Genomic DNA, 18,217 nt, shown 5'->3' on the forward strand with positions numbered 1-18,217 from the left:
TAGTAATTGTAATTAATTATATCTTTGCATAACAAAGTATAAAAATATGATTATTAAAAAACTAATTTCTGTCTTCATATTGCTTTTATTCTTTAGCAATACAACAGATGCTCAGATCCGTACAAAAGGATATGAAAAGAAAATTGACAGTATTATCCAGACAGAATTCGGGAACGGAAATGAACCCGGCGGTGTTTTTCTGATTACTCAAAATGGAAAGTCTCTTTATCGGAAAGCATTTGGAAAAGCCAATCTTGAACTCAACGTTAATATGACCCCAGAAAACGTTTTTCAGATTGGATCGATGACCAAGCAATTTACTGCTGTAGCTATTCTGATGCTGGAACAACAAGGTAAACTTACTGTCAGCGATCCCGTTTCCAAATACATTAAAAATTACCTTAACGGAGATAAAATCACTATCCATCATCTTCTGACCCATACTTCGGGAATTAAAGATTTCACCAAAATGAAATCCATTTCTTCTATTGCCCAAAAAGAGATGAAACCTGAAGAAATGGTTGATTTTTTCAAGAATGAACCTGTAGATTTTGCTCCCGGAGAAAAGTTTGATTACAACAATTCCGGATATGTAGTTTTAGGCTATATCATTGAGCTGGTTTCAGGAACTTCTTATGAAGATTTTATCAAGAAAAATATTTTTGATGCAATAGGAATGGCCCATTCTTACTATGCTTCAGACAGAAAAGTGATTCCGCAAAGAGCTTATGGCTATCACAAAAAAGAACAGGGATTTGTCAATAAAACGGTCATCAGTTTCAGTGTTCCTTTTTCTTCCGGTTCATTGATGTCTACCGTAGATGATATGGTGAAATGGCAGCAGGCCTTACTTCAGAATACTCTGTTGAATTCAACAGAAACCCAAAAAGCATTTCAGAAATATAAGCTGAACAATGGTGAAGAATTTACCTATGGATACGGATGGCATCTGAAAGATAGTAATGGAACACCTGACCGCGAACATGGCGGAAGTATATTCGGATTTAAAAGCATGGGTGTTTATATTCCCAGTGAAGATCTCTATGTGATAGGATTCAGCAACTGCGACTGCCACTCTCCTACTGAAGTCACCAGAAATATTGCGAAAGCGACGTTAAGTGAAGTCAAAACCTCATCAAAAAAAGCAAACAAATAATTCCGACTATTTTTTACGCCTTATTTCAGGGAGAACATGGCCAGGAACTCTAAAAATAGAAGCTATTACAAAAATCAGACAGAGAATATTGATTAATACTGCCACTGAAAAGGCATTGTGATAATGCTGTACTGCAGGTTTTGTTCCCAAAAAATAGTAAAAAACACTTCCTACAGCAACAATTCCAATGATGGCAGCCACCTGTTGAAAGGTATTATAAACCCCGGAAGCATTTCCAATCAGCTTTTCAGACATTCCCGACAAGGCAATATTGGCCAGCGAAGGAATGATTGAACCTACTCCCAGCCCATGCAAAAACAACAGCAGGCAGAAAATAGAAAAACCGATCTGTATTCTGAATAAAAACAGCTGAAGAATAAGAATAACGATAATAAAACTGAGCCCTGCAATCAGGGCTTTTTTTCCATATCTCAAAATCAATTTTACAGAAACTGCGGATGCCACTATAAATCCCAATCCCTGAAAGACAATAATTTCTCCGGCTGCTAACGGACTGATCTTTAATCCATCCTGAAAAAAAAGCGACAGAATATAAAAATAGGAATCCAACATAATGAAGAAGAAGGAAACGGCCAGAATTCCCAAATTGAAATTCTTATAACGGAAAAGTTCAAAATCAATCAGATAAGAACATTCATTTTGTATTCTCTTCTTCTGATTTATGATAAACCCGAAAATAATTACTGCTGAAATAACCATCAGTGTAATATTTTTGAAATGAAAACCTTCATGTTCAGACATCGTAAGGGTATAGGTAGCACAGAACAATCCTGCAGAAAGCATTACCACACCACCTATATCAAAAGACTGCTTTACTAAAGTTTTGGATTCATTTAATAATTTGAGACTAAGAAAAATTGCGGGCAGACATATAGGAATATTCATTAGAAAAATAAGTCTCCAGGGTTCTTCCATCATCGTAAGTGATGAAAAATACCCGCCGAGAAACTGCCCCATGATGGTTCCTATTCCAATAGTGATTCCGTACCAACCCATTGCTTTTGTACGTTCATGATGAAAAGGAAATAAAACCTGAATCATCGAAAGTACCTGCGGAGCCATCATTGCAGCACTAATTCCCTGTACAAATCTCGAAATAACCAGTTGTTCTGCTCCTGCAGAAATTCCGCAGGCAATAGAACTCACCATAAAAGCTATCAACCCGATGATATAGATCTTTTTTCTTCCGTATAGATCACCCAACCGGCCTCCCGTAATCAGAAAAGAAGCAAATCCGATCAGGTAAGCTGCAATCATAAACTGCATTTCGCCATTGGAAGCATGAAGATCACGCTGTATGGAAGGTATAGACACATTAATGATAAAAATATCCATAATCGTCAACAACTGTCCAAAGAGTATAACCAATAATTTCAAATACTTATGTTTCATTTTTATATAGATATATCTATTCTTTAAGATTCAAAAAAAATTAGGGTAGTAAACCCTGAACAATTTTTTTCACCTGATCAAAAGAATCATTCTGTTTGCTGATTGTAGATGTTACAACCGCTCCTTCTATTAAAAGGAAAATATTCTCGGCTATTAAATCAACATCATAAAGTTGTCCTTTTATCCCATATTCTGTTACGAGTGTTTTTATCAGATCTTTTTGTTTTTCTTTATGCTGTTTGGCAAAACCAGAAACAGATGGGTTTCCTTCTCCTATTTCAGAAACAATTTTTATGAAATGACAACCTGCAAACTTAGACGTCTGCTGTAATTTTTTCCTGAAATCAATAAGTGCCAAGAGTTTTTCTCTGGGTTCTGAAATCTTAGATGTACTGTTTTCAAATCCTTCAAACCAGTCTAGTTCTTCTTTGATGAGATAGGCCTGAAGAAGATCATTTTTAGATGAAAAATGATTATACAGTGAGCCAATAGCAATATCCGCTTCTGCAATAATCTGATTGATTCCTGTAGAATTGTATCCTTGCTTATAAAATAAATCTGAAGCAACCCTGGTAATCCTCTCGCGTACTTTTTCTTTTTTCATCGTGAAAATTTTTACAAATCTAAACAAAAAAATAGATAAGTCTATCTATTTTTAAAATACAGATAAAAACTTTATTTTAGATCAAAGAAATAATCCCTGCCATGAAATCCTTATTTTCCCTTTTCCTGTTTTTATTACTAATAGCTGTATCTTGCAGTCAATCACAGAAACCCAATCTTGGAAAAAATATGAAATCGACCAATCCTGTAGTATATTTCGAAATCCCTGTGCATGATCTGGAGCGTGCAGAAAAGTTCTATTCTGCTGTTTTCAACTTTAGTTTTGAGAAAGAAATAATAGACCGTTATGAGATGGCTCTCTTTCCTTTTGAAGAAAAAAACAGTGGGATTACAGGAGCTCTGGCTAAAGGTGATGTCTACAAACCTTCCAAAAGCGGTGTTATTATTTATTTTAAAACAGAGAGTATTGACTATACCCTGGAAAAGGCTGTACAACATGGAGGAACTATTCTTTATCCTAAGAAAACAGATGCAAAGTATGGTTTTGCCGTAGCAGAATTTGAAGATTCAGAAGGAAACAGAATTGCACTGCATGAGGTGGTAAAATAGTTATACCATTCGCTACATATTATTTTTTTAAATAAAGTTGATGCATATTTTGTATCTTTCAGTAACCATTTTTAAAAGATTATTTGGTAAATACCTATGGCGGAAGAACTTTATTTCATCAAAACCAACCCAATTATTGCCAAAATTAATTTGTACAATAAGCTCGATCGTGAGGAGGAAAATATTCTAAAATTCCTACCATCTGATGCAAAAGATACGCTTGAGAATATTAAAAACAAGGTTAAGGACTCTGTTGAAGAACTTACTCAGGAGGAACTTCTCCTTATTTTTCAATGGTTTAGTAAAGTGTATTCTTCAGATCATGAGGAAGCTAAAACACAGCTTTTTATTAATGGTATTGATCTTTTTTATGAAATACCAACAACCGTTCATGCCGAAAACTTCCTTCAGATTCTTTCAGACTATGAAAAACTGCTGAAACAAGACATGAATTATATTGTAGATTCCCAAAACTTCAATCAATTTCTGATCTACGGAATATTTCTTACAGAGCTTATCAACAGAGAGCAGCGTCAGGACAATATACTTTGTGAGTACCTGAAACCGGACAATCAGTCTTTATATCTTCTGGCAGAAAACCAATGTGGTTCAAAAGAATTTGACGGTAACATCATCCCGGACCTTCAGCACCATTTTGCTGATCTGTATGATCTTACTAAGTTTTACAAAGGACCTATTATCAAACTTGAACAGGAATAAAGAAAGAGACTTTTTCAGGCCTCTTTTAAAAGTTCGGGATTTTTCATCAGATAATCCAATGCTTCTTTCACTGCCTGTTCCGGACTTTTGGGATTAAATCCAAGCTCATTTCGGGCTTTGGAAATATCAAAATCCTGCTGTAATCCGGAAAACATGGCAATATCTTTTCTTGTGAGTACCGGAGCTTTTCCACTGAGCTTTGCGGTAAATTCCATAATGGCAGCAATTGTGAATAAAATTCCTTTAGGTACTGAACGGGGAATCTCCAGTTTCAATTCAGGATAAAGCTGGTTGGCTAAAATGGTAGTATCTGTGATGGTCATACATTTTTCATTGGCCAGAATATAACGTTCACCAGAGCGGCCTTTTTCAGCTGCCAGATAACACCCTTCGGCCACATCTTTCACATCTATCCAGTTCAGAGTAATTTTGGTATCTACCGGAATTTTCTTGTTCAGGATCAGTTTCAATACTCCATAGGAAACATTCAACGGAGAAAACGCTTCACTGCCTATCATCGCAGAAGGCATCACGGAAACCAGTTCTATTCCCAATTTTGCGGCCAGATCAAAAGCCAGTTTTTCACCATCATTCTTAGAATTATAATACATATCTCTCCGGTCCGGATTATAGCCGTTACTTTCTTTGGTAGGCAATGTAGTATAATCCAACGCGGCAATAGAACTTACATAGATTATTTTCTTCACACCGGCCTCTGCTGCTGCTTCGATGGTGTTTCTGGTACCTGCGATGTTCACATCATAGATTTCTCTTTTGGGATCTTTTGCCCACAATTTAAAAGCAGCACCTACTGCATAGAAAGTTTCAACCCCCTGAAGGGCTTTTACAAAAGACACTTTATCCGTAATATCAGCCTGCACCAGCTCACAATTCAGTCCTTCAAAAGGTTTTCTGTTATGGATATTTCTTACTGCCGCACGCACCGGCAATCCCTGTTTCAGTAAAAATCGGACTAAATTATTTCCCAGATGTCCATTTGCTCCGGAAACAAGACTTAAATGATTCTTTGTCATTGCATTGATTTTAATGCTGCAAAGTTCATCATCTCGTCACCGGAACCACTTGACTTTTGTTAGTTAATTATTTTTCTCCGGATTCTGCTCAGACTTTCGGGCTTCATCCCTAAAAACGAAGCGATGTGCTGGATAGGAACATTCTGAATAATTTCCGGATAGTCCTGCATGAGTTTCAGGTAACGCTGTTCGGCATTCAAAACGGACAATTCTCTGGAACGGTTTTCATTGTAAGCAATTGACTGTTGAAAAACCGAAATACTGAAATCTTTCATTGCCTGACTTTTAGCAGTTAGATAGTCCAGACTTTCTTTTGAAATTCTCAAAAGTTCAGCATCTGTGATGCATTCCACATTATTTTCAGAAACTGTACCATTAATAAAATCTGAATAAGAAGTGAAAAATCCGGGTGGACAATTGATATGAGTGGTAACTTCACTACCATTCTGGTCATTATAAAAAAGCCTGAGATAGCCTGAAACAATGTAGTAAAGATAATGAGGAGTCTTCCCTGCTTCTTCTATCACTGTATTTTTTGAAAACACAACCGGCTCGAAATATTGTTTGACAGCTTCTGTTTCTTCACCGGTAAAGTCATGGCCTGACTGGATATATCGTAAAAGCTTGTCGTGCATTGAAGTGAATATTTTAAGTCTTTTGCAAAGTTACCAAAAGAAAGCTTCAAATTTATTAGCTAAAAAAATATTCGCCTTCCCATGTAACATTCCGGATTCAATAATTGTCTTGTATACATAATCGAAAGAAAACTGCTGATAAAAAAGCATAACTGAGATTGTAAGAATTATTGAATCAGGATAAAAACTATACCACAGCCAGCAGTCTCTTTTACGATGCAGACCTGTTGGCTTTTTTATTTACGCACATTCAAGTGCCTTACATTAACAAAATAGTATATCATTCCTCCAGCAAAATAAGCCAGCACATCAAAAAAATCTCCGGTAAAGCGTGCAGAGAGATTAGGACAAAGGACTTCAAACAAAAAAGACAGGTAAAGTGCTGACGTCAATACAAATTTTAAATCTGGCTTCCAATGGCATCCTATGATAGAATTCATGATATATTCTATCAGGTAACAATACATAGGAACGGTAATAAAATCTGTAAAATGATCGTTAATAATGGGAATGTAAATTCCGTTTCGCCTCATTAAAATAACTCCTCCCCAAACTGCCAGTCCCAACAGAAACCAATGTGAAATTATCCTTTTCATCACATGTGGAGCACCGCCATTATTATCCCGAGAATAACCTGAAGTATTTTGGATATCACTTCCTGTGGATCAGTTCTATTTTCTCTTTCGTTTTTATCTGCAGATTCGTAATTGAATTTTCGTTTTCCTTCCATTATCATAAGATTATGATGCAAATATATCAAATTAGAACAATTGTTCTAATTTTTAAAATATGATTTATATCCACTCTTATATTCTTATCTTTGAAAGATGAAGACCAAGGATAAAATTCTGTCTAAAGCACTGGAATTATTTAATGACAAGGGATATAACAATATCACCACAAGGCATATTGCAGCTGAACTCAGCATCAGTGCGGGCAATCTGCATTATCATTTCAGGCATTCAGAAGACATCATTAAAATCCTTTTCGCAGAACTTACCCTGAAAATGGATGAGCTGCTGAACGAAATGAAAAAACTGGAAAACAAAACACTGGACGATCTTTATCAATTTACCTATTCTACCTGTGGAATCTTTTATTCTTACCGTTTTATATTTATCAATTTTATAGATATTCTTAACCAGATTCCTGAAATAGAATCCAGGTATGAAGGGATCAATTTCAGCAGGAAAGAGGAATTCCAACTGATCTTTTCAGATCTTCAAAAGAGTAATATATTTCAGAAAGATGTTCCTCATTTTATCGTTGATTGTCTTACTGAACAGATTTTCATTATTGCAGACAACTGGCTTACTCACAACAGACTTATTTTAAAGCTTAATCCAGCAGAAGCAATACAGCATTATACCCTTCTTCAGATGAATCTTTTCTATCCACTTCTCAATAAAGAACAGCAAAAACTTTATGAACAGCAGTACATCCGATAATCCCAAAATTATCCTCAGAAAAGGGATTAAAAATGATCTCCCGGAAATGTTGGAGCTTTTTAGAACCACTATAGATGAAGTGTGCAAAAAAGACTATACTCTTCAACAGCTCGAAGCCTGGAAATCCGGTGCAGAGAATGAAGAACGATGGATGGATGTGATGACCAGTCAGTATGTTTTAATTGCTGAGGGTGGAAATCAGATTGTGGGTTTCTGTACTCTTGATCAGGGGAATTATATTGATCTGTTTTTTGTACACAAAGATTATCAGCAGAAAGGTATTGCATCCAGGCTTTATAATACAATTGAAAAAGAAGCTCTGCAATATCATGAGAAGCGGCTCACAGCAGATGTAAGTAAAACAGCCAGACCTTTTTTTGAGAAAATAGGCTTTCAGGTTGTTCAGGAACAGACTGTCGATGTAAAAGGAATTACACTTACCAATTATAAAATGGAGAAAAATCTCATCTCATAATTTCTTACTTATGGAATTACCACCAGAATATAATGAGTTTAGAATTTCAGTTCCTCAGGAATTTGAAAATGTATTTACCCATTTTTATTTTGCTGAAAATACTTCTGATCTATCTGTTACCAAAACTCTTTTGCCCACTTATCAAACTATTTTATTATTCTGTTTTGGTGAAAGTGCTACGATGTCTACCCGGGAAAAGACGACCGTCACAGTAGATAAATGCATAATATTTGGCCCTGTGAGACAATCTTTTGAATATACGCTTCCGACAGGCTGTTCTATTCTGGTCGCTAATTTTAAAGATGATGCCTTCTTCAGATTTTTTGGAAAGGTATCCATTGAACAACCGGTAAGGCATCCGGACGAACTGCTGGAAGAAAACTGTTTTACAGATCTTTGGTATCAACTGACAGGATTAGGGTCAACCACAGAGCAAGTGAATCATATTCTTGAATTCTGCCGACCTTATCTTCAGCATCAGGATGCTACCAGCAAGCTTTTGAGCAGTTTTGAAAATGACCTTTTAAATCCTGTCAAAGTGATTGCGGAACAGACTCATCAGACTGAAAGAAATATTCAGCGCAAACAGAAGGAACAGTTTGGATATTCTTTGAAAGAACTTAACCGCTATAACCGTTTTTTAAAAGCTGTAAAAATCATTGAAGAGGAAACCGGAAAACAAAGCAAAGTGAAATGGTTTACCATCATTGATGGGTGCGGTTATTATGATCAAAGCCAGCTTATCCATGATTTCAAGCATTTTATGAATATTTCGCCTGCTCAGTATTTGAAATTTCAGCAGGAGATCTGTAATCCAAAGTCTAAATAAGCGTTTCGTTTTCTTACAATTTTTGCAAAGTACATCCCGCTACTTTTGTCTCATCAATCTTAACAAGAAAAACAATGAGACATTTAATAATTTACGCACACCCGAATGAAAACAGTTTAAATCATAGCCTTTTAAGCGCGGTTGTTGAAACGCTTCAATCCAGAAATGAGGAAATCGTTGTGAGAGATTTGTATGCAGCAGGTTTTGATCCTGTATTTTCTTTGGCTGATATGCAGGGACAGCGCATGGGAAAGGTAGCTGATGATATACAACTTGAACAGGACTATATTTCATGGGCTGAACAGATTACTTTTATTTATCCTATCTGGTGGACGGGTCTTCCAGCTATGATGAAAGGCTTTATAGACCGTGTTTTCAGTTATGGCTTTGCCTACCGTTATGACCAAGGCATACAAAAAGGACTTCTGACAGGTAAAAAAATTGTCATTATCAATACCCACGGAAAATCTCATGAAGAATATGAACAAACTGGAATGGATAAAGCTCTCACGTTAACCTCAGATAACGGAATTTTCATCTACTCCGGACTGAAAATTATCAGACATTTATTTTTCGACAAGGCTGATAGAGCTACTCCCGAAGAACTTGAGAGCTGGAAAGATCAAATTAGAAATCTATATTCTGAGCATGTCCTTAATTATTAAATAACAATTCATCCTGTATTTTGCTTTTAAGAGATTTATGGCATGAAATTAGCTTCAAAAACCGCAAGTAAAATTGTTTTGAACCATTATTTTAAGCCATTAGGATAGATGGACGGTTAAGTTTTTTTTAAAAACAAATCTTGTTATAACCTTGCAATACGTCTTAATGGTTTAAATATTGGCTCTCCAGGAAATCCCTGAATATTACATCACAATGAAACACTTAAACAGTATATTACGTCTTCCATTCTTTAGTGAATATTACGTTCCGAGCTATCGTTCGGGAAGACTTTCTATATCTGTAATTCAATAAAAATAATCTCACGTATATATAGAGCCCGGACAGTACCTGTCCGGGCTTTTTTCATTTTTAAAACTATTCAACATGATTCATTTATTACAAGAAAATGTGGCTATCATCCTGCCAGAAAACGGTTTGGAGGAAAAACTTACACAAGCCAAAGTAGAAAACAGAAAGCTGTCTATCAAACTGGGGTTCGATCCTACTGCTCCGGATCTCCATCTGGGACATGCCGTAGTGCTAAAAAAGCTGAAACAATTTCAGGACCTGGGACATCAGATCATTATAGTCGTAGGAAGCTTTACGGCAAGAATTGGTGATCCTACAGGGAAAAATAAGGCCCGAAAACCTCTGACTGCTGAAGATGTACAGCATAATGCCCAGACTTATATCAATCAGCTTTCCAAAGTAATTGATGTTCAGAAGACAAAGATTGTTTTCAATTCTGACTGGCTGGATGCCCTTGACTTTTCAGAGGTTATCCAACTACTGTCGAAAGTTACCGTTGCTCAATTGATGCACCGCAACGATTTTAATAAAAGATTTACGGAAAATACTCCTATTGCCATGCATGAACTCGTATACCCTATTCTTCAGGGTTTTGATTCTGTCAAAATTGAGTGTGATATCGAAATGGGTGGCACAGATCAGCTTTTCAACTGTACAATGGGAAGACAGCTTCAGGAGGTACACGGAATGCCTGCACAGATTGTCATGTGTATGCCATTGCTGAAGGGTCTTGACGGAAAGGAAAAAATGAGTAAATCCCTGAACAATATTATCGGGCTGACAGACGAGCCAAATGAAATGTTTGGAAAAACAATGTCTATTCCGGATGCATTGATTGAGGAATTTATCAACCTGACCACAGATTTTTCGGTGGAAGAAAAAACCATTCTTATTTCCAGGATAACAGAAGGCGAAAATCCTATGAAGATTAAAAAAATCATTGCTAAGAATATCATCAGTCAATACCATGATGATGCTTCAGCAGAGAATGCAGAACAGTACTTTATCAATCAGTTTCAAAATAAAAATTTTGAAGAGAAAGTGTATGAAACTTTTTCTATAGGTTCTTTAACGAATATTCAAAACAAAATATCTCTTGTGGAGCTTTGTCATCATCTTAAAAGTGACCTCAGCAAATCTGCAGTCCGAAGATTAATTGAGAATGGAGGAGTTCAAATCAACACCATCAAAAAAACGGACTCCGATGAAGAAATTGAACTGATCCCTCAAACGAAGATAAAAATCGGGAGAAGAGGCTTTTTTGAGTTAATATAAGGCTAGAAAATGGAAGCCGGGAGAAAAAAGTTTCTGGATGACGAGTAACACCTGAAATTATTTGATTGATTTTTTTTAAATAAAAGTTCTTTACAGCACAAAAATTACTTCTAGCTTCCTTCTTCCGGCTTCCCTCCTTCAACTTATTTCAATATCTTCGTTTTCTTAAAACTATTTCCAATGAGTTACATCATGGTTGACATAGAGTCGGATGGGCCGATTCCCGGTGATTTTTCAATGGTCTGTTTCGGGGCAGTACTTGTCACGGAGGAGCTGGACACTACTTTTTATGGAAAACTGAAACCCATTTCTGAGAAATTCAATCCTGATGCTTTAGCCGTTTCCGGTTTCAGCAGGGAAGAAACAATGAATTTTGATGATCCTCAGACTGTGATGCTTGCCTTTGAAGACTGGATTAAAACAAATTCCAAAGGCAGACCTATTTTCATCAGTGATAATAATGGTTTCGACTGGATGTTTATCTGCTGGTATTTTCATCATTTTCTCGGACGGAATCCTTTCGGTTTTTCTTCCAGAAGGCTTTCTGATCTTTACTGTGGATTGGAAAGAGATACTTTTGCACAATGGAAGCACCTTCGCAAGACTGAGCACACGCACAATCCGGTAGATGATGCCCGGGGAAATGCAGAAGTTTTGCTGTACATGAAAGAAGAAATGGGACTGAAAATTGCATTAAAATAGAATCTAATTTTTATTTTTGAATATGGATCTTAACCTGCGCTACAAACAAGCTGACGATACTGATATTGATTTTCTTCTTAATCTCAGAATGAAAACTATGAACCCTCATTATGAAAGTTCGGGGCTATCTACTGACAGAGAAACAACTTTGCAAAGAGTTCTTTATCAGTTTGAAAAAGCCAATATTATTCTTTTAGACAATCAACCTATTGGACTGTTAAAAGTAGACCGAACATTTACCAACATTGAGGTTCTGCAACTTCAGATTGATCCCAGCCAACAAGGTAAGGGACTTGGAAAAAAGATTTTGGCTGATATTCTGGAGGAAGCTTCGTTAGCTGGAAAAACGGTATCATTAAGCGTCTTAAAAACCAATAAGGCACAATATCTTTATACAACTCTTGGTTTTAGAATTGTGGGCGAAGATCAGTATTCTTATTTTATGGAAACTGAAAAACAATAATTTGAAAATCATCTAAGTTTTGGCTAAAGCCGTTGGCATTTTATTTTTTTAACGGGCTGGAGCCTGTTCCTATTGAATAATTTATCATTTCAATTTTATCAGTAATCTGTAAACATAAATTCTACCACTATCTGAAAATAAACAAGCCAATTACTCATATACTTTTTGCTTTTGCAGTAAATTGATCATTATTCAGCTACTTATCACATACTCTATTTCCAGAATAATCCGGTATCAGGAGATCCTATTTTAAAGGAAGAATAGAGGTACTCTCCTTTCTATGCGTATCTATCATACTCAACAGCTACAGCATTTCATTTCCATCAGCTTTCAGCATTCCAAACCTGTATATCTTTGAGCCGTTTCACAAAATCAGGCATTGTGAATTAATCATTATAAATGATTTAAAAACCTTAAAGAATACTAACAACTAAATTAAAAACGAATGCAGACAAATTTACTTTTTCAAAGGATTTTAATGATTTCCTTTATCATTTTCAGTTTAAAAAGTTTTGGTAAAACAATTGTACTGAATGTCAATAATGCCAATTCTGATGGTTCTCTGTATCAAATCAACGAAAATGTAGTCATTGGAGATAAGATACGTTTTACCAACAATTTAAATTATGCTATCAGTCAACAAAACACCAGCTTTATAAGCGGTCCTGTAGGCAATATTGCGATCAATATTCAGCCGGGAGGATATTATGAGCTGGAACTGACATCAGAGACCCAGACCATGTTTACTTTTGTCCATATGAATATGACTCAGAATAAATATTATAACAGCAGGATCAATTTAACATTTGCTGCTTTAAAAGTAAGTGAGACATCAGGAAAAGACAACGGAATGAAGGTATTTCCCAATCCCTGTACTGATGTACTTCATATAACATCAAAAGAAAATATAAAAGAGGTTGCTCTTTTTGATGCCAGCGGAAAATTACTGTTCATCAAACAAATAATGAATACAAAAAATATTCACAAAGAAAATATCAATATGTCTTTTTACATAAAAGGCAGGTATTTTCTGAAGGTAAAAAATTCTGATGACACCTATTCTACAACTAACGTGATTAAAGAATAAATACCTGATTAAGACATTCTCATAATTATTTTAATATTACTCTTTTTTCTTCCGGCTGCTAATTTTAAAACTGTTATTTAAAAGCCGGAAGAATTTTAAATCGTTGTTAAAAAATATAAAATGTATTATATTTTTCCCCGTGACCTGGAAGAACTGCTGATATGGTTTCTCATAAAAATTATGCCTTTCTACTATCTCTTCCGCCCCTCTCTTTCACGATCCAGATTATATTTTACGATCATAAAAATTACTGTCCTTATTTTGGACAAAATTTTTATTCACAAAACTATTTAATTCTAATTTTACTGATTGGCCATTGTTACATAGATCAATCTTCCTCCTTCTTCTGCAGACAATAATATTTTCTTACCATCCGTCAGCTCAACCATAGAACCGGGTGGAATTTCTTTTTGTTCTGTAATATCTTTCATTCCTGATAAACCTTGGTTTACCAATACCCATCTTCCCTGATGAAACGTGAAATATCCTACGGGCATTTTGTCCTGCATTGTCAGATTTTCGTTACGTATCACTTTCCTGGAAACATGCCATTTGAATAAGTATTGATTATGATAGACCATCAGTCTGTGATTTTCCGGTTTCCATACCTCATCATCAAATTTGAAATATAAGTCTAATACCGGTAATGTTCCCTGATGTGGTGTTCCACAGAACGGACATTTAGGACTGCTGGTATTATCAAAAACATACCATTTTTCGGTACAACTTGAATTATGGCAAGGCTGTATCAGATCTACGGTTTTCAACAGAGCTGCTTCCCATTCATTGGCTGTGGGACGTCTGATTGGGTCATGTAATCCATCTATAAAGGTTTTTCTGAAAAGATCTGAAATATAAGGTCCGGTTATGGTATAAGGAATCTTTTGAGGATCGCCCCAGAATGCATCCCATTTCCGGAGATGATCTGCTTTTACCTGATTGGAAGGGTTTTCAGGATCTTCCACAAATAGGGCTTTTTCTCCCATAGACAGAATTTCATCTTTTTCGGAATCCAGATCCCAGATTTTTCCTCCTCGCAAAGGATGTCTTCTTAGCAGATACATGTAAATCAGAACAGCAAGGGCATGCAGATCTGTTTTTTGGTTAGGCAGATGTCTTTCCGGATCCTGAAGGCTTAAATGTTTGGTTTTTAACACTTCGGGAGCAATAAAATCTGCAGTTCCAATTACTTCCGGTGGAAACAGTTTGGGAACAACAAGACCGTCTATATCGATGATACAGGCAGATTTCGTTACGGGATCTACCAGAATATTATTATAAGATAAATCGGAATGCGCGAGCCCCATCTGATGCAGTTTTTTCACCCCTCTGCTGATATTGACAGCAATCTGAAAATAACTCAGCCAGTCTCCCAATTCCGACTGATCCAATCTCAACGGATACTGCTGATTCCTGAACATGGGTGCAGTAAACCATTTCCCTACCTTATCCTGTCCTTTAATATTATCTGAACCGATGTATCCTTTTGCAAAATAAAATTTATTATGATAAACAGGAACTACAATTCCTGTGAGTTTATTTCTTTCAACAATGTCATAAGGCCATCTGAATATTTCGTTCAGAAAGTACTCTGAGGTATTCCCGTTCTGTATACTCTGCAGATAGGTAGAAACAATTCTCATGATCCTTTCTTTTTGTCCTTCATCCAGCGGACTGCGGTAAAAAGCCACCACATAATCTTTATCGGGAGAAAAGTACACATCTTTCACGCCGCCCCGGATAGGGTTTTCATCTATGTATTCATAGGATTTGGCTGTGTCCAGAACAGAAACAACCTTAATGGTCTTTTTCATGGTATTAATAGATTATTGCCAATGTTCGGTCATCGTGATTTCCTCTGCTCCAGAAATCGCTCCATATTAAAAGTTGTTCATCAATTTTTTCGTCATTGATAAAATCTGCTTTAGTACGGTCATCATTATTTCCGGCCAGATCTTCAAAAAGTGATTTCCAGCTTTCTGTATCTTCCAGTTTATTTTCTGTGATGAATTTCGGGTCATAAATACCATCTGTCATCAGCACGAGGTAGGAAAAATCATCCACACAAGTGATGCGAAAACGGGACGACAATTGATCGTTAAAAATCTCTTTCATGGTAATAAAACGGGTACCACCACTAAACTCACCCACATCCATCTGATTTAAAAGTTTCACTTCAGAAAAATCAGAATTGATGAGGTTAATCGGGCAGTCTCCTACTCCAAAACTAAGAATGACATATCCAAAACTGAATTTTTTAAGTAATATAAAAATCAGTGTAGCATGCAGATCACTTACAGACAGTGAATGTTCTGCTGCCGTTTTTTCTAATGTTTGATAAACCTCTACAACACTCTCCGATACAATATTTTTGATATTTTTTTCAGCATCTGACTGCTCTTCCCTTGAAGATCCAATATCATACATGCGACTGATATTGTTTTCAATATCGTGTAAAATTTCCTGCGAATTGAAAAATTGGTTAATCGTTGCCGTTGCCAATCTTGAGCCTTCTCTTGCAGCTGTTGCCGAACCCGCTCCATCTGAAACAGAAACAATATTCCAGTCTCCAGGAAGGTTATTTACTGCAAAATCATCTTCACGAAATTTCCCTTCATGAGCATGGGAACGTCCTCTTTTGGATGCCACAACAATTTTTTTGTCTGAAAAGAAACCTTTGAAAGAGTCTTCTTCTGATTTATAAAAAACTGCATTTGTATCACTGGGAATATTCTTCCATAAGTCTTTTGGGTCTGCGTTTACAAACAGCTGAATCTTCTTTATTTCAATCTGGCTTGGGTCATGAATGTGATAAAACTGAACATCCAGGTGATACATATTGTTGGTAACCAGAGTTCCTAATAGGGTATTATTTTCAAAAGTGAGTCCTGTTTCTTCCAGGTTTCCGATATTCTGAATTTTTATGTTCGGAAAATCGTCTATATCAAGGCTGAATTCATAATATTGCTTTGCATTGGCATTTTTTAATATCCAATGAGCGTCTTTAAATTCTTCTTTCTCCCTGTAAACAACAGCTTGTTCTATCGTCTTCGGTTTAGATTCAGAGGTTGATTTCCTGAAAAATTTACCCATCATTATCCCAGGGTTCTGTTAATATCAAATCCTCCACCGGAAAATCCGTAATAATCCGAAGTTCCACACCATGGACATTTGCTGTATCCTTCTCCTCTCAGACAGTGGATTCCGCCGCAGGAACAGGTTGCTAATGCAATGGGATTGGCACAGTGAGGACATGAAGTACCTCCTTCCAGTTCTTCTATATTGATTTTAAGATGGGTTTTCTGATTAGAAGAAAGCCTGTAGTATGCTTTTTCATCAATTTTATAAGCCCCATCCAGTCTGTAATATCTTGTTGCCATTCCGGGAATACTTGACTCTGCAAAGGCTTTTTTAAATTTCATCAGATAAAGTTTTTCAGTTTCCTGACATTTCCCGTTCAATACTACAAAATTGTTGTCCGGGAATTTCTGTTCCATTTCAGGATCTACTTTCTCGAGAATAAGGGAATCGATTTTAGACAAATTAATTCCTTCTTTCTTGGCTTCTGTTACGCTCTGGCTGGTCGTTTTAATAGAATCTGTCACCCATTTGAAAAATTCTTTATAGGAATTCTCATCAGAGTTATTGAAAAGCAATACATTATCGGCTAATGAACCAAGGAGTTTATAGTTTGTATTTTCGCCGATAGATACGGCAATAGTGTTGGGTTTTCCACTGTATTTGTTATTCCATCTCTCAATAGCTTTGGTGGCATCATCAGTGGGAACTCCGTCTGTAAAAAGGAAAACGATGGGTTTCCAGTCTCCTTTTCTTTCATAGGTAGTTTTCACAATATCCCTGTCGATACAATCCATAACTTTGATCAAACCCTGGGAAAGTGATGTCCCGCTCCCGATTGGAATTTTAGGTGGATAAAAGCTGATAATATCCTGCATGGGAGTAATCACTTCCGCTTCTCCTGCAAAACCTATCACAGAAATATAAACGGTTTCGAGTGAATACGGATCTTTTTTTAATTCTCTGATAATATTGGCGATACCTTCCTGTACCTGCTCAATAGGTTCTCCTACCATAGATTCGGAGATGTCTACTAAAAAATAAATAGGCAGTCTTCTCATGTTGTAAAGACAATTTTTTAAATAATAATAGTAAGCTCCGATGGTGGCGGAGGCAGTGTGATATTTTCTCCTGTATTCTGTGAGTGTCCTCCCTGTGTGATGGAAGAACTTACCCATTTGAAAAAGGAAGAAAGGGTAATAGCGTCTGTGGTATCTAGTTTTACCACATGATCTGTCAGTTCTTTAAGATACTGTTCATCGGCTTTCGGACCTGCAGCACAGCCTACAATGGCTCCAAATTCCAATCCTCTGATCACAGGAATCATCTGTCTGTATTTCTGAATATCTGAAGGTTTTCCATCTGTAAATATAAAAAGTAGCGGCTGCCAGTCTCCTTTTGCATCGGCCGATTCTTTTACGATTTCTCGCTGCACCAATTCGGAAACCATTTCCAATGCAGCTCCCGTATGGGTTGGCCCACTGTCCGGACAGGTAATTTCCATGGGATAAAAACTCGCCAAATCGATTAAAGGAATACTATTTTTCACTTCTCTGTCGAAGGTAATCACGCTTAGATGAAGGCTGTCCATTGCCTGCGGATCTGCACGAAGCATACTGATCAATCCGTTGAATCCGTTATTCAGTGCCTGAATAGGTTCCCCGTTCATAGAACCTGATGTATCTAATAAAAAATAGGCTAATAATCTCCTGCTCATTATACGACTATATTAATTCTAAATCCGGCGGAGGAAG

General features: G+C 36.5%; 21 protein-coding genes. 11 read left to right on the top strand and 10 right to left on the bottom strand.

Annotated features, from left to right (window positions below):
• Positions 1-46: 46 nt before the first annotated feature.
• Positions 47-1,156, top strand: a complete 1,110-nt coding sequence (locus tag AC57AW_RS21140; RefSeq protein ID WP_496353464.1) for a serine hydrolase domain-containing protein — start codon at positions 47-49, stop codon at positions 1,154-1,156.
• Between the two features lie 6 nt (positions 1,157-1,162).
• Here the strand turns inward: AC57AW_RS21140 and AC57AW_RS21145 are convergent, their stop codons facing one another.
• Both AC57AW_RS21145 and AC57AW_RS21150 read right to left on the bottom strand, forming a co-directional pair.
• Positions 1,163-2,569, bottom strand: coding sequence for an MFS transporter (locus AC57AW_RS21145; RefSeq protein ID WP_496353465.1), 1,407 nt, complete (start codon positions 2,567-2,569; stop codon positions 1,163-1,165).
• Between the two features lie 40 nt (positions 2,570-2,609).
• Positions 2,610-3,173 (bottom strand): TetR/AcrR family transcriptional regulator, encoded by a 564-nt coding sequence (locus tag AC57AW_RS21150; RefSeq protein WP_496353466.1) that lies wholly within the window; start codon positions 3,171-3,173, stop codon positions 2,610-2,612.
• 188 nt (positions 3,174-3,361) lie between these two features.
• On the opposite strand from AC57AW_RS21150, the gene AC57AW_RS21155 reads away from it, so the two are divergent.
• Positions 3,362-3,742, top strand: a complete 381-nt coding sequence (locus tag AC57AW_RS21155) for a VOC family protein (RefSeq protein WP_496353467.1) — start codon at positions 3,362-3,364, stop codon at positions 3,740-3,742.
• A gap of 96 nt (positions 3,743-3,838) precedes the next feature.
• Positions 3,839-4,462, top strand: coding sequence for a hypothetical protein (locus tag AC57AW_RS21160; RefSeq protein WP_496353468.1), 624 nt, complete (start codon positions 3,839-3,841; stop codon positions 4,460-4,462).
• Between the two features lie 14 nt (positions 4,463-4,476).
• On the opposite strand, the gene AC57AW_RS21165 is transcribed toward AC57AW_RS21160, so the two are convergent.
• The 4 genes from AC57AW_RS21165 to AC57AW_RS21180 form a co-directional block, all read right to left on the bottom strand.
• Entirely contained in the window at positions 4,477-5,496 is a 1,020-nt protein-coding gene (locus tag AC57AW_RS21165) for an NAD-dependent epimerase/dehydratase family protein (RefSeq protein WP_496353469.1), read from the bottom strand.
• A 59-nt stretch (positions 5,497-5,555) separates the two neighbouring features.
• Positions 5,556-6,131, bottom strand: a complete 576-nt coding sequence (locus AC57AW_RS21170) for a Crp/Fnr family transcriptional regulator (protein ID WP_496353470.1) — start codon at positions 6,129-6,131, stop codon at positions 5,556-5,558.
• Positions 6,132-6,367: 236 nt separating this feature from the next.
• Positions 6,368-6,727, bottom strand: a complete 360-nt coding sequence (locus AC57AW_RS21175) for a hypothetical protein (protein ID WP_496353471.1) — start codon at positions 6,725-6,727, stop codon at positions 6,368-6,370.
• Entirely contained in the window at positions 6,727-6,861 is a 135-nt protein-coding gene (locus AC57AW_RS21180) for a hypothetical protein (protein WP_496353472.1), read from the bottom strand. The genes AC57AW_RS21175 and AC57AW_RS21180 overlap by 1 nt, the downstream gene beginning before the upstream one ends.
• A 97-nt stretch (positions 6,862-6,958) precedes the next feature.
• Between AC57AW_RS21180 and AC57AW_RS21185 the strand changes: the two genes are divergently transcribed.
• The 8 genes from AC57AW_RS21185 (at position 6,959) to AC57AW_RS21220 (ending at position 13,385) form a co-directional block, all read left to right on the top strand.
• The gene (locus AC57AW_RS21185; protein ID WP_496353473.1) at positions 6,959-7,579 is read left to right on the top strand and encodes a TetR/AcrR family transcriptional regulator; all 621 of its coding nucleotides are present in this window, start codon (positions 6,959-6,961) and stop codon (positions 7,577-7,579) included.
• Positions 7,557-8,054, top strand: a complete 498-nt coding sequence (locus AC57AW_RS21190; RefSeq protein ID WP_496353474.1) for a GNAT family N-acetyltransferase — start codon at positions 7,557-7,559, stop codon at positions 8,052-8,054. The genes AC57AW_RS21185 and AC57AW_RS21190 overlap by 23 nt, the downstream gene beginning before the upstream one ends.
• A 10-nt stretch (positions 8,055-8,064) precedes the next feature.
• Positions 8,065-8,883: a helix-turn-helix domain-containing protein gene (locus tag AC57AW_RS21195; protein ID WP_496353475.1), complete on the top strand. Its 819-nt coding sequence runs from the start codon at positions 8,065-8,067 to the stop codon at positions 8,881-8,883.
• 74 nt (positions 8,884-8,957) lie between these two features.
• Entirely contained in the window at positions 8,958-9,548 is a 591-nt protein-coding gene (locus tag AC57AW_RS21200) for an NAD(P)H-dependent oxidoreductase (protein ID WP_496353476.1), read from the top strand.
• A 385-nt stretch (positions 9,549-9,933) separates the two neighbouring features.
• Positions 9,934-11,133, top strand: coding sequence for a tyrosine--tRNA ligase (gene tyrS, locus AC57AW_RS21205; RefSeq protein WP_496353478.1), 1,200 nt, complete (start codon positions 9,934-9,936; stop codon positions 11,131-11,133).
• A gap of 180 nt (positions 11,134-11,313) precedes the next feature.
• Positions 11,314-11,835, top strand: coding sequence for a 3'-5' exoribonuclease domain-containing protein (locus AC57AW_RS21210; protein WP_318846718.1), 522 nt, complete (start codon positions 11,314-11,316; stop codon positions 11,833-11,835).
• A 22-nt stretch (positions 11,836-11,857) separates the two neighbouring features.
• The gene (locus AC57AW_RS21215; RefSeq protein WP_496353479.1) at positions 11,858-12,298 is read left to right on the top strand and encodes a GNAT family N-acetyltransferase; all 441 of its coding nucleotides are present in this window, start codon (positions 11,858-11,860) and stop codon (positions 12,296-12,298) included.
• A gap of 445 nt (positions 12,299-12,743) precedes the next feature.
• A complete protein-coding gene (locus AC57AW_RS21220; protein ID WP_496353480.1) occupies positions 12,744-13,385 on the top strand; it encodes a T9SS type A sorting domain-containing protein in 642 nt (213 codons plus the stop codon).
• Positions 13,386-13,687: 302 nt separating this feature from the next.
• On the opposite strand, the gene AC57AW_RS21225 is transcribed toward AC57AW_RS21220, so the two are convergent.
• From AC57AW_RS21225 to AC57AW_RS21240, 4 genes are read right to left on the bottom strand one after another with little or no spacing between them, the layout of a single operon-like run.
• A complete protein-coding gene (locus tag AC57AW_RS21225; RefSeq protein ID WP_496353481.1) occupies positions 13,688-15,199 on the bottom strand; it encodes a helix-hairpin-helix domain-containing protein in 1,512 nt (503 codons plus the stop codon).
• Positions 15,200-15,203: 4 nt separating this feature from the next.
• Positions 15,204-16,481 carry a PP2C family serine/threonine-protein phosphatase gene (locus AC57AW_RS21230; RefSeq protein WP_496353482.1) on the bottom strand — a complete coding sequence of 426 codons (1,278 nt, stop codon included), beginning with the start codon at positions 16,479-16,481 and terminating at the stop codon, positions 15,204-15,206.
• On the bottom strand, positions 16,481-17,524 hold the full coding sequence (locus AC57AW_RS21235) for a TerY-C metal binding domain-containing protein (RefSeq protein ID WP_318846713.1): 1,044 nt from the start codon (positions 17,522-17,524) through the stop codon (positions 16,481-16,483). The genes AC57AW_RS21230 and AC57AW_RS21235 overlap by 1 nt, the downstream gene beginning before the upstream one ends.
• Before the next feature lie 17 nt (positions 17,525-17,541).
• Positions 17,542-18,180, bottom strand: coding sequence for a vWA domain-containing protein (locus AC57AW_RS21240; RefSeq protein ID WP_496353483.1), 639 nt, complete (start codon positions 18,178-18,180; stop codon positions 17,542-17,544).
• Positions 18,181-18,217 lie beyond the last annotated feature (37 nt).

Source organism: Chryseobacterium sp. BGA-UO-ETr-SB22 (assembly GCF_059567885.1).